Origin of the sequence: Micromonospora sp. WMMD812, assembly GCF_027497215.1 — a bacterium.
In the GTDB taxonomy this organism is placed as follows: Bacteria; Actinomycetota; Actinomycetes; order Mycobacteriales; family Micromonosporaceae; genus Micromonospora.
The window spans coordinates 6213010-6226183 of the sequence record NZ_CP114904.1; the positions used below are offsets into that span (position 1 = coordinate 6213010).

The following is a 13174-nucleotide window of genomic DNA, read 5'->3' on the forward strand; positions in this document are numbered from 1 at the left end:
ACGCTCAACACAGGTACCCGTCGGTAACTTTGTGCGACTATCGGCCCTGCCCGGCCGGCTTGTCCGACGTCCATACCCTGCCGTCATGAGATGGCCATCGAGGGTGCTCGGTGCGGCGATGACGATCGTGGGCGTTCTCGGCGCGGCGGCCGGCGCGGTGACGGCCTGGTTCGGGTCGCCGGCGGCGCTGTTGATCGCGGCGCTGGGCGCGACCCTGGCCCTGCTCGGCGTCGGCCTGCTTCGCGACCTGCGGCGTCCACGGCCGGCGGTGAGCCGGCGTGACGACGGAGGTGGCGGCTATCTGCTGGGCGTCCCGAGCGGCGACGCCGGCGGGGCCCACGGCGACCATCGCGGCGGTCGGGACTGCCGCGACCAGTCCGGCGCGGACCCCGGCGGCGGAGGCGGGTCCGGCTCCGATCACAGCGGGTGGTCCGGCTCGGACTCCGGCGGCCGATCGGATTACGGCGGTCGGGCCGGCTCCGACTCCGGCGGGTGGTCCGGGTCGGACTCCGGCGGTCGGGCCGGCTCCGACTCCGGCGGGTGGTCCGGGTCGGACTCCGGCGGTGGCTGGTCGGGCGGTGGCGACTCGGGTGGCGGTGGCGGCGGCTACTGACGTCCGCCTGGGGCAGAATGCGACGTATGCGTAGTGACGTGATCACCGTCCAGACCGGGCCCCGGCCGGCCGTCCGCGATATCACCGCCGAGGCCCAGGGATTCGTCTCCGGCCACGGCGACGGTCTGCTGCACATCTTCGTGCCGCACGCCACCGCCGGGCTGGCGATCATCGAGACCGGGTCCGGCTCCGACGACGACCTGCTCACCGCGCTGGACGGCCTGCTACCCGCCGACGACCGCTGGCGGCACCGGCACGGCTCGGCCGGTCACGGTCGGGACCACGTGCTGCCCGCGTTCCTCCCGCCGTACGCCACTCTGCCGGTGCTCAGCGGGCGCCTGGCACTGGGCACCTGGCAGTCGCTCTGCCTGGTCGACACCAACGGCGACAACGCGACCCGTCAGGTCCGCTTCTCCTTCCTCCCCGGCTGACCGCGTCCGGCTCCCGCCGGGCGTTCGGGGCAGATCTTGGTAGGAAAGTGCGCCCAGAGGGGCCTTTTCCTATTAAGATCTCGCGTTCGTGAGACGTTCGGCGGAGGCGACCGGCCGAGCGGCCGGGCCGGGCGCCGTCCGAGGTGATCAACTAGCGCGTTTCCGCACGTAGACTGGCCGGCATGAGGCAGCACGCGGCGCCGGCCGGCGGCGCGGGACCAGCCGGCGGCGCGGGACCAGCCGGCGGCGCTGGAGCGGGCGGCGGCGCTGGAGCGGGCGGCGGCGCTGGAGCGGGCGGCGGCGCTGGAGCGGGCGGCGGCGATGGAGCGGGCGGCGGCGATGGAGCGGGCGGCGGCGATGGAGCGGGCGGCGGCGATGGAGCGGGCGACCGGGCCCGGCTGGCCGGCGAGACCGTGCGCCGGATCCTGCACGTCGCTTCGGCCATCTGGCACGACCAGGACGCCGAGTTCGCCGAACTGGGTCTCACCCCGGCGGTCGCCCGCGCGCTCCACCAACTCGACCCGGACCGGCCGATGCCGGCGCGCGACCTCGCCGACCAACTGCGCTGCGATCGGTCCAACGTGACCGCCCTGGTCGACAGGCTGGAGCAGGCCGGCCTGGTGCGGCGGCGCGTCGACCCGGCCGACCGGCGGCAGAAGACGCTGGTGGTGACCGAGGCGGGGCGGCACATGCGCCAGCGGGTCCACCAGGTGTTGTCGGACTCGCGACTGTTCGCCGGGCTCAGCACCGAGGAGTTGGCGGCGCTGCGCGAACTGGTGCGGAAGGTCTCGGACGGCGGCTGCCCCGACGGTTCGTAGCCCTGATCCTCCGATCGCCTTGAGCCGGCCCCACTCCACCCAGCGACCGTTGTCGAACACGTGCCAGTCGGCGTGCCCGGCGCGGCCGGACCAGTCCCGCCGGCGTGTGTCCGGGTGGGCGCACCTGGCTCGCGTCGGTAATGCTGTCCGACGTGACCACCCCGCACGATCTCGACGACCGGTTCCGGGAGACCCTGGCGGCGTTGGCCGCCCCGGCACGGCGGTCTGACCCGGCCGAGCCGATCTCCGACGGCGCGACGCTGACCGGCGCGCAGGCCCTCGACCTCTTCGACGCGCAGGTCACCAGCCGGCAGCTGGACCTGGCCGGGCGCTGGCTACGCAGCTTCGGTGAGGGCTTCTACACGATCGGCTCCGCCGGGCACGAGGGCAACGCGGCGGTCGCCGCCGCGCTGCGACCCACCGACCCGGCTCTGCTCCACTACCGATCCGGCGCGTTCTACTGCGTCCGGGCCGCCCAGGCCGCCGCTGACGCCGCCGCCGGCCCGTCCGGCGGTTTCGCCGGCGACCCCGGCGACGTCGCGGCGGCGCGCACCGTAGAGCGGGCCTCCGCCACCGGCGGCGCTGCCGAGCGGGCGGCGCTCGCCGACCCCGCGGCGCTCGCCGTGGACCGGGCCTCCGCCGCCGCTGCCGGCCGGGCGGCGCTCGCCGCGAGCGGGGCGACCGGCGCCGCTGCCGACCCCGCGGCGCTCGCCGCGGACCGGGCCTCCGCCGCCGGCGGCACTGCTAACCGGGGGGCGCTCGCGGCAGACGGGGCGACCGCGATAGTCCCCGCGGACCGGGCGCCCACCGCCGGCGGTCCTGCCGACGGCGGGGACACCGCTCACGGCGCGAGCGTTGTCCCGGCCGCTGGCGGTCGGGACGACTCCGGCCCGCAAGCGACCGGCGTGGTGGGCGGGACGCGCGGCGCGGCGGCCGGCGGCGGGACACCGGCCGCGGCCCCGCCCACGGCCGCCGACGAGGCCGAGGCGGGCGACGCCCGACCGGCCGGCTCACCGGACGTGGGGACGGAACGGCCCTGGGCGTACGGGGCAGCGGCCCGGGACGTGCTGCGCGGAATGGTCGCCTCGACCCGGGAGCCCGTCGCCGGCGGACGGCACAAGGTCTTCGGCCACCCCGACCTGGCCGTGGTGCCGACCACCTCCACCATCGCCTCGCACCTGCCTCGGGCCGTCGGGATGGGGCTCGCCGTCGAGCGGCTGCGCCGGCGGGAGGCCCGGCGGCCCGGCGGCGGCGTCCGGATCGGCAGCGGCGGTGGCGCGGAGCACTCGACCTGGCCACCCGACGCGATCGTGGTGTGCTCGTTCGGCGACGCCTCGGTCAACCATGCCAGCGCCACCGCCGCGTTCAACACCGCCGGCTGGTACGACCACACCGGCCTGCGGATCCCCGTGCTCTTCGTCTGCGAGGACAACGGGCTGGGCATCAGCGTCCGGTCACCGCAGGGCTGGGTGGAGACGACGCTGCGGTCCAAGCCGGGGATCCGCTACTTCGCCGCCGACGGCAGCGACCCGGTGCAGGCGTACGCGGTGGCCGGCGAGGCGGCGGCCTGGGTGCGGCGGCACCGGCGGCCGGCCGTGCTGCACCTGCGCACCGTACGGCTGATGGGGCACGCCGGCGCGGACGCCGAGACGGCGTACCGCAGCCCGGCCGAGATCGCGGCGGACCTGGACCGGGACCCGCTGGCCGCCACCGCCCGGCTGCTGGTCGAGGCGGGGGTGGCCACCGGCGAGGAGTTGCTGGCCCGGTACGACGACATCGGCTGGCAGGTGCGCCGGGTGGCGGAGGAGGTCATCGGCGAGCCGAAGCTGGCCGGCGCGGCCGAGGTGGTGGCCCCGCTCGCGCCCCGCCGCCCGGTGCGGGTGTCCCGCGCGGTGGCCGACGTCGCGGCGCGGGCCAGCGGCCCCGGCGCCGCGGCGCGTGCCGAGGCGTTCGGCGGCAAGCCGCCGGAGCTGACCGGCCCGCTGACGCTGGCGCAGAGCATCAACGCCGCCCTCGCCGACGGGATGCTCGACCACCCGCAGATGGCGGTCTTCGGCGAGGATGTGGCCGCCAAGGGCGGGGTGTACGGGGTGACCAAGGGGCTGCGCGACCGTTTCGGGCCGGCACGGGTGTTCGACACGCTGCTCGACGAGACGTCGGTGCTCGGGCTGGGGCTGGGCGCCGGACTGGCCGGGATGCTCCCGGTGCCCGAGATCCAGTACCTGGCGTACCTGCACAACGCCGAGGACCAGCTTCGCGGCGAGGCGGCCACCATGCAGTTCTTCTCCCAGGGGGCCTTCCGCAACCCGATGGTGGTGCGGGTGGCCGGGTTGGCCTACCAGGAGGGCTTCGGCGGCCACTTCCACAACGACAACTCGGTGGCCGTACTCCGGGACGTGCCGGGCCTGGTGATCGCGGTGCCGGCGCGGCCGGACGACGCCGCGCCGATGCTGCGGACCTGCCTGGCCAGCGCGGCGGTGGACGGCAGCGTCTGCGTGTTCCTGGAGCCGATCGCGCTGTACCACACCCGGGACCTCTACGCCGACGGGGACGGCGAGTGGTTGGCCGGCTATCCGGAGCCGGGCGCGTGGGTGAGCGGCCACGTGCCGATCGGCCGGGCCCGGGTGTACGGGGTCGGCTCGGCCGAGGACCTGACCATCATCACCTTCGGTAACGGCGTACGGCTGTCGCTGCGGGCGGCGGCCACGCTCGCCGCCGAGGGGGTCGGCACCCGGGTGGTGGACCTGCGCTGGCTCGCGCCGCTGCCGGTGGCCGACATCATCCGGGAGGCCTCCGCGACCGGCCGGGTGCTGGTGGTGGACGAGACCCGCCGGTCCGGCGGCGTCGGCGAGGGGGTGATCGCCGCACTGGTCGATGCCGGATATGTCGGTGCGGCGCGGCGGGTAGCCGGAGTTGACTCGTTTGTACCATTAGGGCCGGCCGCACGTCAGGTTCTGGTCTCGGAGGAAGCCATTACCCAGGGTGCCCGCACGCTCCTGGCACGGTAAATTCCGTTCCACCCGGTGCGCCACTTGCGCGGGGGGCCACAACTGTGTGGACTTTGCCTGACGGCGCCGACCAGGCGCCGCGAGCAGGATGAGAAGAGGAGGCACGCGACAGTGAGCGCGACCGCTGGTCAGGCCGCCGACGGGGTACGCAGCCTGGCGGACCGGTTCGGTGTCGAGCCGGGGATGGTCGTCATGGAGATGGGGTACGACGACGACGTCGACCAGGATCTCCGAGACGCCCTGACCGACCGCTGTGGAGATCTCGTCGACGAGGACACCGACGAGGTCGTCGACGCGGTGCTCGTCTGGTACCGCGACGGCGATGGTGACCTCTTCGAGATCCTGGTCGACGCCCTCGGCCCGCTGGCCGACAACGGGGTCGTGTGGCTGCTCACGCCCAAGGCGGGGCGGGAGGGGCACGTCGAGCCGAGCGAGATCGCCGAGTCCGCCCCCACGGCTGGGCTCCAGCAGACCTCGACGGTCAACGCCGGCCGGGACTGGAGCGGTGCCCGCCTGGTCCTGCGCCGCGGGGCCAAGGGCAAGAAGTAGACTCCGGCCGCCCGTCGCCTCTGGGGCGCGGCAGCCGTTCGGTCACCCGGCGGGAACGCCGCCGGGTGTAGCAGGCTGTTGCCATCCCACCCAGCTGAGGAGTTCTCGCATGCCCATCGAGGTTGGCGCCGAGGCGCCGGACTTCGTGCTCAAGGACCAGAACAACCAGGAGGTGCGGCTCGCCGGCTTCCGCGGCAAGCGCACGGTCCTGCTGATCTTCTACCCGCTGGCCTTCACCGGCATCTGCCAGGGCGAGCTGTGCGAGGTACGGGACAACCTCGACGAGTACGTCAACGACGACGTCCAGGTGCTGACCGTCAGCGTCGACTCGGTCTACGCCCACAAGGTGTGGGCGGACCGGGAGGGCTACCAGTTCCCGATGCTCGCCGACTTCTGGCCGCACGGCGCGGTCGCCCAGGCGTACGGCGTCTTCAACGAGACCACCGGCTTCGCCAACCGGGGCACCTTCGTCATCGACAAGGCAGGCGTGGTCCGGTTCGCCGAGATGAACATGCCGGGCGAGGCCCGCGACCAGCAGGGCTGGCGCAAGGCGCTGGCCGAGGCCGTCGCCTGATCCCCACCGGCCACGCCGTGCGTCCGGGCCGGCGGCGAGCAGGGTAAGCTTGCCAGCCACCGGCCCGCCGTACGGGCGTTCCGGGCGCGTAGCTCAGTGGGAGAGCACTCGCCTTACAAGCGAGGGGTCGCAGGTTCGAAACCTGCCGCGCCCACAAACCCCCTCCCACCTGCGAAAACGCTAGTGGCGCACAGCACGATCCGTACGCTTAGCCGCTCACAGAGCACTCGCCTACGCGCTGCGGAATTGACCGGCTCGGCCGAAACGTCGGCCCGCCAGAAGCCCGTAGACGGGCGAATCCACCCCCGCCGGAGTCCGGACCACCCCCGGCGGTCCGCACCGGCGTCCACCGAGCCCTCAACGGGCCGTAGCCGGGACCGTACGGATTGCGCGCGGGTGCTGTGTGGAGGTGGACGGCATGGCCAGTCGACGCGGTGACCTACCCACGGACCTCGGCCCCTTCGCGCCGTGGATCGACCCGTTCCGGCTGTCCCTCCAAGTCGCCGAGCGATCCGAGCGCACCATGGAGATTTACACCGACGCAGCCTCCTGGTTCGCCGGCTGCTGCGCGACACCGAATGCTGAACGTCAGGGAGCGTGACACGCGACGAGCTGCGCCTGTTCTTCGTCCCCGTGCAGGAGATCGAGTACGCCCGCGGCTACCGCAACATCATCGGCCGGGCCCAGCAAGCCTGCTTCAAGTGGTACGCCGAGGAGGAGGAAATGGAGGCGAACACGTCGTCGCCCGCGTTGTAGGCGCGGACACCGTTGACCAGGATGGTCTGCTTGGCGATGTACTTGGCGGACGGGTCGCATGATCACATCCCGACGATCTGGTAGGTGACTTCGTTGGCGGTGCCGTTGACGGCGATCGGCACGCGCCCGCTTGCGTCGCTGTGCACCCGGATCGCGGAGACCGCACCAGCAGCGACGGTGACGACGCGGGAGGCGACGGCAGACCGTCGTACAGTGCACCGACGGTCAGGGTGACGGTGTAGGCGCCCGCTCCGGCGTTGCGGGCGAATGAAACGCATCCGGCGGGAACGATGTCGCCGCTGGTTTGCCGGTCCCGGTCGTGAGAGCGGTGCCCGCGTTGGTGGGCAGCTCGGCGTTGTAGTCGGCCATGGTGCTCGCTTTCCGGGGCTCGGCCAGGGTGATGCGCCGCTAAGGGAGGCTGTCGCCCCACGGGACGGGCGGTGGAACGAGTAGGCGGACATCAGGTCGACGCTGTTGCCGCTCCCGCCGCCAGCGGCGTCGTGCGCAGCGATCAGCCGAGCTGGGTCGGCGTCGGCGCGGGGCGTCGAGCGCGGCGACTCTGGCCAGGTCCCCGTCGTCGCGCGGAATGGCGCGGATGAGGTCGGGGCCGCGACCACGGGTGACGGTCACGGCGGTGGTGTCGCCGCCGGCCGTCACGTACACGTGTTCCGTGCCGACCTTGATCGTGAAGCCCGAAGCCGGGGGCGTCCGACAGCGGCGCGGTATCGGCGTCACCGTCGTCGCGGACGTGGTGGTGATGTCCGCCGCGAGGGTCGACGACAGGATGCTGACAGCGGTGACGCCTGCGAGGAAGGCCCACCGGGCAGGCTCATCATGACGACCCCGCTGATGTCGCCCGTGGCGAACGCTGCCTGCGCGGAGAAGATCACCGGAGCGCCCGAGGTGCAGGCGACGTCGAAGACCTTGCGGTACGCCCCGTTCGAGGAGCACATCGCGTTCGTAAAGCGGCCTTCGTGTGCGCTGCCCGGCGACGACACCGTGTAGTGGATGGAGTGCTCCGCCCGGGCGGTGCCGATGAACTGGATCAGCAGGTCGTCCATCGTGAACAGCGTCGAGTCGAGCAGGCGGACCACCGTGAAATCTCCTCGTGCTACCGCCGCGCCGCGCGGGAGTGACGTACGTGCAGGTCCGAGCGTTGGGACACTCGGTGGCCGGGAATACCGGGCCGGCCCAGCCGCCGCCGATTCGGCAGGCAGGTCCGGGAGGGCTGGGGGCCAACGATGCTGACGGTGTCGGTGCTTATCGGATTGACGTTGCAAGCGGCGGCAGTCGTCGGTGTCCATGTAGCGATCCGCGGTGACTGGATGCGCAGACCCGGGGCGCTGCTCCTGTTGGCGGCCGTGGGCTTCCACGGCGGCACGGAGGTCATGCAGTGGCTTTGGCCGGAGCGGAACATTTTCCGCGTTTTCCTAGACCAGGACGACATCGACGACTGGATGTTGCTCGTGTCGACGGCGATCTGCGCCTATGCGATCAGCTACGCGATGATCGTCGTCCGCCGTATCCGCAAGCCTGCCCACGCCGCTTCAGAGGACGGCTTGGCGAGGCTGCGGTTGCCATGGTTGTTGGTCCTTGTCGTGCCGCTCGTGGCGGCGACGTTCGCGGGTCGGGGTGCGTTGCAGGCCGTGGCGCCAGCGCAAGCGGAGACTGGCGAAGTAGTACCGGAGCGTGACGGAGCTCTGGTAGCGCTCGCCAGCGAGTTCCTGGTGCCGCTGGTCGCGGTGCTCGGTGCGGTGGTGCTGGTTAGGTGGGGGATGCGCTGGCTCGTTCCGGTTCTGGCGGCGCAGGGCGCGGTCCTAGCTGTGGCAGGCACTCGCGCGATGATCGTGTTCGCGGCGCTGCTCACCTTGGTCGGTGCCGCCCTGCACGGGGTTCGGCCGTCCCGCCGGCAGATCGCTCTGATTCTGGTGGTCGTGTCCGGGTTCACCGCGCTCATCTCCTCCACGCGGGCAGTGGCGGGCCGGGAGGTTTTCGAGGCCGGCCAGGGCAGCGGCGAGCGGATTGATGCGCTGCTTGACGGGGCCGCGCAAATCCACACCGAACGCAGCCGTGAAGCGATCCTGAACGACCTCGTGTACCGGTTTGACGGCAACACCTTCGGCGCGATGATCTTCGACAGTCTTCGAGGATCAGGCGAACCAGTCGGAATGGAGACGGTCGGGAACAACATCGCCATGCTGATGCCCAGCGTCCTCAACCCCGACAAAGTGGCGAGCCGCAGCCTGGAACAACGCAACGAGGAGGCGTACATCGACGCCGCGTTCGGGCTGAGCCAGCATGTTGACTGGCTGCCAACGATCCTCGGGACTGCGGTCGCCTACTACGGGCCCGTCGGGCTGATTCTCTTCGCTCTGCTGTTCGGTGCGGCGATGGCTGCCGCGGAGGTGCTGGCGCTCGCCTCGTTGACAACAGCCCGGGTGATGTTCGCGATCGGTCTCGCCCATTGCGCTCTGCTGTACGGGTCGGGCCCGCAGGTCTTCGTCACGACCCTACGGACCGTCGTCGCTCTCGTTCTGGTGCTCTCGGCAGTGGCTTGGCTGCGCCGTCGGCGGCAGGCCACCGTACCGGCGGCTGTATCCCTCCCGGCCGTCCATCCGATGGCGCAGCCGCGGCATTCGGTCGTTCCGGGTCACCAAATGCAAGTTAGGCCGCTTGAACGAGAACTAGTGCCCCAGGGCTGGAAGAACTGGCGAGCGAAAACGACGCCGGCAGAGGGCCTGTGACGTTCGACTGCGTCACCATACCGTGGCCGAAGGCGCTTCCGTAGGCGCGGTCGATACGCGGATCACGGTCGGCGTCCACAGGTACAGGGCCTCCCCGGCGACTTGGTCGAGCGGACCGTCAGCATCGACAACGATGCTGTGCCCAGTGGCCGCGGATGTCGGACTGATCTGTTGCACACGGGTCGACAGGTCGCGGGTCGGGGAAGCCAGCGCTAGGCGCGGCCACGACGAGCCGGAACGCGGGCACGCCGATCACCGATGACTGGTTGAGCTGGCCTTCCTCCCCGAAAGCAAGGGACCGCCCGTCTTGCAGCAGCTGGTAGTCCCACTCCCTTCGGGTTCCTGCGCGGTCAACGCTGCCGTGGCCAGGACCACACCGCCGTGCCTGGGTGACTAGCCGAGTGACGACCCGGGTGGACGCCCGGCCGCGCCCACCACGATTGACAGCAGGGGAGCCGATCACAAGGCCAGGCCCTCCGTCTCGTTGCAGCAGCGCGGGATCCGATCGGGCCGGGGGCGAGGCCGCCACTGGTCAGGGCAGTTGGCCCGGCCGGTCGACGATCGCGATCCGGAGCAGCGCGGCGGCCGAGTCCATCGACTCCTTGCCGTCGCGCACCACGGACATGCGGATGCCGAGGTAGACGTGGGTATCCCGGTCGAAGATGAAGTCGACGTTGCCGCCGATCACGCCGGGCATCCGAATCGCCACCCCGTGCCGGCCGGCGGCGTCCACGACGTCGCCCGATATGACGACTGCTCCGGGCTCCCGCGCCAGTAGTTCGAACAGCGCCGCCAGCGCCCGGGGCGGCACGTAGCCGTCGAGCATCGACCGCGCGGTGGTGTACGGCATGCTCTCGTCCCCGTACACGGCCTCCTCGTCGGCTGCCTCGGGGAGATGCAGGTCGACCGGGTGTTCCCGGAGGTATCGAAGCAGCGCGTCCGGATCGGTCGGCAGGTCGCCGTGGTATACGGGCGACGGGAGTTCATCGAGTTCCTTGCCAGGATGCGCGGGATCGCCCGGGCGGAGTACCTTCAGTTCGCTCCACCCGTTCGGTTCGGTCTCCGGTCGGTAACGTGCCTGCGTGTGCGCGACTCCGCCCGCCGACGCCCACCTCTGCGTCCGTACCGTGACGTAGGGGCCGCTGCCCGGCATCTCCCGCGACGTCGCCAGATTCTCCGTGAAGACGTACTGGTCCGGTCGGGCGGTGAGTTCGGGCTGCTGCCGGGCGGCATCGGCCGCCAGTCGGAGGATCTCCGACGCGCTGGCCGTGGGCGGCGGCTCGTTGCCCACCCCCATCGTCTGGACCGCCAAGCCACCGGCGGTTAGTGCGACCGCCAGCCCGAAAGCCCCGGCGAGACGCCAACCTCGCAAGAACCGGGTCCGGTGTCCGACCGGACGGGCCGCCGAAACCGTCTCGGCGCGCCGGACGACGTGTGCCTTCAGATCCGTGAGGAGCTGCTCCTCGAAACCGTGCGGCGACTGCTCGATCTTGGTCATAGCGTCATCTCCGTTTCATCATGCGAGGATGGTGGCCGGGCGGGCGAGCACGGCACGGACGGTGCGACGGGCACGATGCAGGCGCACCCGGGCGGCGACCGGGGACATCCCGAGCGCGGTCGCTGCCTCGGCGACGGCGAGGCCGTCCACGGCGACGAGCTCGACCAGCGCCCGGGTGTCCTCGGGCAGTTCGCGCAGCGCCCGGTAGGTACGCCGGGCCGCCGACTCGGCATCGATCCGCTCCTCGATGCGGGCGATGTCGTCGGCGTCCAGGTCCCGTCGTCCGGCCATTCGACCGGTCACCCGCAGCCGTTGGGCCGCCCGACGTCGCTCGTCGGCGATGACGTTGCGGGCCACCCCGAACAGCCAGCCAATCTGGCTACCCCGGTCTGGCCGGTAACCGGCCGCCGATTCGATCACCGCCAGGAACACGTCGGCGGTCAGATCGGCGGCGAGGTGTGGGTCGTCGACCCGCCGCGCCACGAACCGGCCCACCGCCTCCACGTGCCGCCGGTAGAAGACCTCGAGGGCCGCCGGATCGACTCCGATGTCGGAGATGTCATCCTCCGCTGGGCTGGGGTCATGCACAGGCTGTCCTCTCTGATAGCCGTTACACCCTCTCTTCGTACGGGGAACCGCGGGTGTTACCGAGCCAGGAAGGACAAGCGATGTCGGGCGGACAGCCTGAAGAAGCTCACCTCGGCGATCACCTCCGTGGGGCGGACCGGCCCGCACACGTACATCGGCCGCGTCGACCCGGACGGCAAGGACGCGACGGCCACGTGGTGACGGAGCAGCGGTCACTGGAGGTCCGATCGGTGATCGAGACGGTGGCCCGGTGGGCGACCGCTCAGACGGACGTCGGTGGAGTGCTGGTCGTGGGCTCCTGGGCACGAGGAGCCGCGCGGATGGATTCCGACGTCGACCTCGTGGTCCTCACCGACAATCCGCGTCATGCGGAGGCGGGAGTCTGGGCGGACCTTCTCGGCGGTGAGGTCGTCCGGCTCGCGGAGTGGGGGCCGCTCCGGGAGGTCCGGGTGCGGCGCCCGTCCGGGTTCGAGGTGGAGATGGGCGTCGTCCCGGTGAGCTGGGCGGCCGCCGAGCCGGTCGACCCGGGCACCCGCCGCGTCGTCGGCGACGGACACCGCATCGTGCACGACCCGGAGGGTCTGTTGGCCGCGTTGTCGGCCGCCGTCCGGTCGCCCGCCTAGCGGGCAGGCGCCGTTCGATCCCGTCGCCCAGGAGCCGACCGACGGCGGCGCCTGCCCGGGGGAGTGACCGGGTCAGCGGGGCGGGCCGGCCAGGATCCGGTCCCGGGCAGCGTCCACGTCGCCGCGCCACCAGCCCATGGCCTCGATCCACCAGGTCAGGCCGGCGGCCGCGTACGGCGCGACGACCTCCGACGCGTTCTCCGGCGTCGTCCAGCCCTCGAGCACGACGTCGAAGTCGTCCAGTGAGCCGCGCTCGGCCGCGACGAAGCGCACCACGTCGGTGAAGTCCTCGATCGGCACGGGAACGCCGCGGCCCCCGTCCGTGAACGTCGCCACGAACCCGTCCCAGCGGGCGGACCGCCGGAAGCCCGGACGGTTGGGCCACCGCCCGGCGCATCAGACCGGGATGCGGGGCTGCTGCACGGGTGTCGGCAGCATCCGCACCGCGTGACCGGACGGCATCGCCACGTCCCGCCCCGACCAGAGCGCGGTGAGCTGCGCGAGGGACTCGTCGAGGCGCCGGCCCCGGGCGCGCAGGTCGGGGTCCTCGCCGAAGGCGGCGTACTCGGCGTCCATCGAGCCGATGCCGGCGCCGACGACGAGCCGGCCGCCGGAGAGTGTGTCCAGGGTGGCCGTCTCGCGGGCGACGGTCTGCACCCGCCGGCGTGGCAGTGCCGTCACCAGCACCCCGAGTCGGATCCGGGACGTCCGGGCCGCGATCGCCGACGCGACGACGACGGTGTTCACCAGCGGCCAGTCGGGGTCGTGGTAGAGCAGGTGGTCCCAGAGGAAGACCCCGTCCCAGCCGTGCTCCTCGGCCGCGACAGCCAGGTCGACCAGGGTCCGGGCGTCGGCGAAGGGCCCGACGTTGGGCAGTCCGACCGCGTATCGGGGCATCCGGCCACCATAGCCGTCGATCACCGTCCGCTCGGTCCCGTGCCGAGCCACCTCGGCGGCGGCCGTACGGCGACG

At 72.1% G+C, this 13174-nt stretch carries 15 protein-coding genes, 1 tRNA gene and 1 pseudogene; 12 read left to right on the plus strand and 5 right to left on the minus strand.

The features are described from left to right. Positions 1-85 precede the first annotated feature (85 nt). From O7603_RS28800 to O7603_RS28840, 10 genes and pseudogenes are all read left to right on the plus strand, one after another. Complete coding sequence (locus O7603_RS28800) at positions 86-613, plus strand: hypothetical protein (RefSeq protein WP_281572862.1); 528 nt, start codon at positions 86-88, stop codon at positions 611-613. A 26-nt stretch (positions 614-639) separates the two neighbouring features. Then, positions 640-1044 (plus strand): YjbQ family protein, encoded by a 405-nt coding sequence (locus O7603_RS28805; protein WP_281572863.1) that lies wholly within the window; start codon positions 640-642, stop codon positions 1042-1044. 413 nt (positions 1045-1457) lie between these two features. Then, the gene (locus O7603_RS28810; protein WP_281572864.1) at positions 1458-1862 is read left to right on the plus strand and encodes a MarR family transcriptional regulator; all 405 of its coding nucleotides are present in this window, start codon (positions 1458-1460) and stop codon (positions 1860-1862) included. Positions 1863-2002: 140 nt separating this feature from the next. Continuing rightward, positions 2003-2341: pseudogene (locus tag O7603_RS33105) on the plus strand (transketolase); the annotation flags it as partial. Positions 2342-2485: 144 nt separating this feature from the next. Continuing rightward, entirely contained in the window at positions 2486-4870 is a 2385-nt protein-coding gene (locus tag O7603_RS28815) for a thiamine pyrophosphate-dependent enzyme (protein WP_348651093.1), read from the plus strand. Between the two features lie 111 nt (positions 4871-4981). Further along, on the plus strand, positions 4982-5419 hold the full coding sequence (locus tag O7603_RS28820) for a DUF3052 domain-containing protein (RefSeq protein WP_281572866.1): 438 nt from the start codon (positions 4982-4984) through the stop codon (positions 5417-5419). 109 nt (positions 5420-5528) lie between these two features. Beyond that, positions 5529-5993: a peroxiredoxin gene (locus tag O7603_RS28825; protein WP_281572867.1), complete on the plus strand. Its 465-nt coding sequence runs from the start codon at positions 5529-5531 to the stop codon at positions 5991-5993. Positions 5994-6075: 82 nt separating this feature from the next. Then, positions 6076-6147, plus strand: a tRNA-Val gene (locus tag O7603_RS28830). Between the two features lie 264 nt (positions 6148-6411). Beyond that, positions 6412-6594 (plus strand): hypothetical protein, encoded by a 183-nt coding sequence (locus tag O7603_RS28835; RefSeq protein WP_281572868.1) that lies wholly within the window; start codon positions 6412-6414, stop codon positions 6592-6594. After that, positions 6591-6749, plus strand: a complete 159-nt coding sequence (locus O7603_RS28840) for a hypothetical protein (protein WP_281572869.1) — start codon at positions 6591-6593, stop codon at positions 6747-6749. The genes O7603_RS28835 and O7603_RS28840 overlap by 4 nt, the downstream gene beginning before the upstream one ends. Positions 6750-7480: 731 nt before the next feature. Here O7603_RS28840 and O7603_RS28845 read toward each other — a convergent pair. After that, positions 7481-7843, minus strand: a complete 363-nt coding sequence (locus O7603_RS28845) for a hypothetical protein (protein ID WP_281572870.1) — start codon at positions 7841-7843, stop codon at positions 7481-7483. A gap of 147 nt (positions 7844-7990) precedes the next feature. On the opposite strand from O7603_RS28845, the gene O7603_RS28850 reads away from it, so the two are divergent. After that, positions 7991-9493, plus strand: coding sequence for a hypothetical protein (locus O7603_RS28850; protein WP_281572871.1), 1503 nt, complete (start codon positions 7991-7993; stop codon positions 9491-9493). A 532-nt stretch (positions 9494-10025) separates the two neighbouring features. On the opposite strand, the gene O7603_RS28855 is transcribed toward O7603_RS28850, so the two are convergent. Continuing rightward, the gene (locus tag O7603_RS28855) at positions 10026-10991 is read right to left on the minus strand and encodes a CU044_5270 family protein (protein WP_281572872.1); all 966 of its coding nucleotides are present in this window, start codon (positions 10989-10991) and stop codon (positions 10026-10028) included. Between the two features lie 18 nt (positions 10992-11009). Continuing rightward, positions 11010-11579, minus strand: a complete 570-nt coding sequence (locus O7603_RS28860; RefSeq protein WP_281572873.1) for a sigma-70 family RNA polymerase sigma factor — start codon at positions 11577-11579, stop codon at positions 11010-11012. Positions 11580-11773: 194 nt separating this feature from the next. Here O7603_RS28860 and O7603_RS28865 point away from each other — a divergent pair, with 194 nt between their 5' ends. Continuing rightward, the gene (locus O7603_RS28865; RefSeq protein ID WP_281572874.1) at positions 11774-12202 is read left to right on the plus strand and encodes a nucleotidyltransferase domain-containing protein; all 429 of its coding nucleotides are present in this window, start codon (positions 11774-11776) and stop codon (positions 12200-12202) included. Positions 12203-12274: 72 nt separating this feature from the next. Here the strand turns inward: O7603_RS28865 and O7603_RS28870 are convergent, their stop codons facing one another. Continuing rightward, on the minus strand, positions 12275-12538 hold the full coding sequence (locus tag O7603_RS28870) for a hypothetical protein (RefSeq protein WP_281572875.1): 264 nt from the start codon (positions 12536-12538) through the stop codon (positions 12275-12277). Between the two features lie 60 nt (positions 12539-12598). Next, positions 12599-13099 carry an LLM class flavin-dependent oxidoreductase gene (locus tag O7603_RS28875; RefSeq protein ID WP_281572876.1) on the minus strand — a complete coding sequence of 167 codons (501 nt, stop codon included), beginning with the start codon at positions 13097-13099 and terminating at the stop codon, positions 12599-12601. Between the last annotated feature and the right edge of the window lie 75 nt (positions 13100-13174).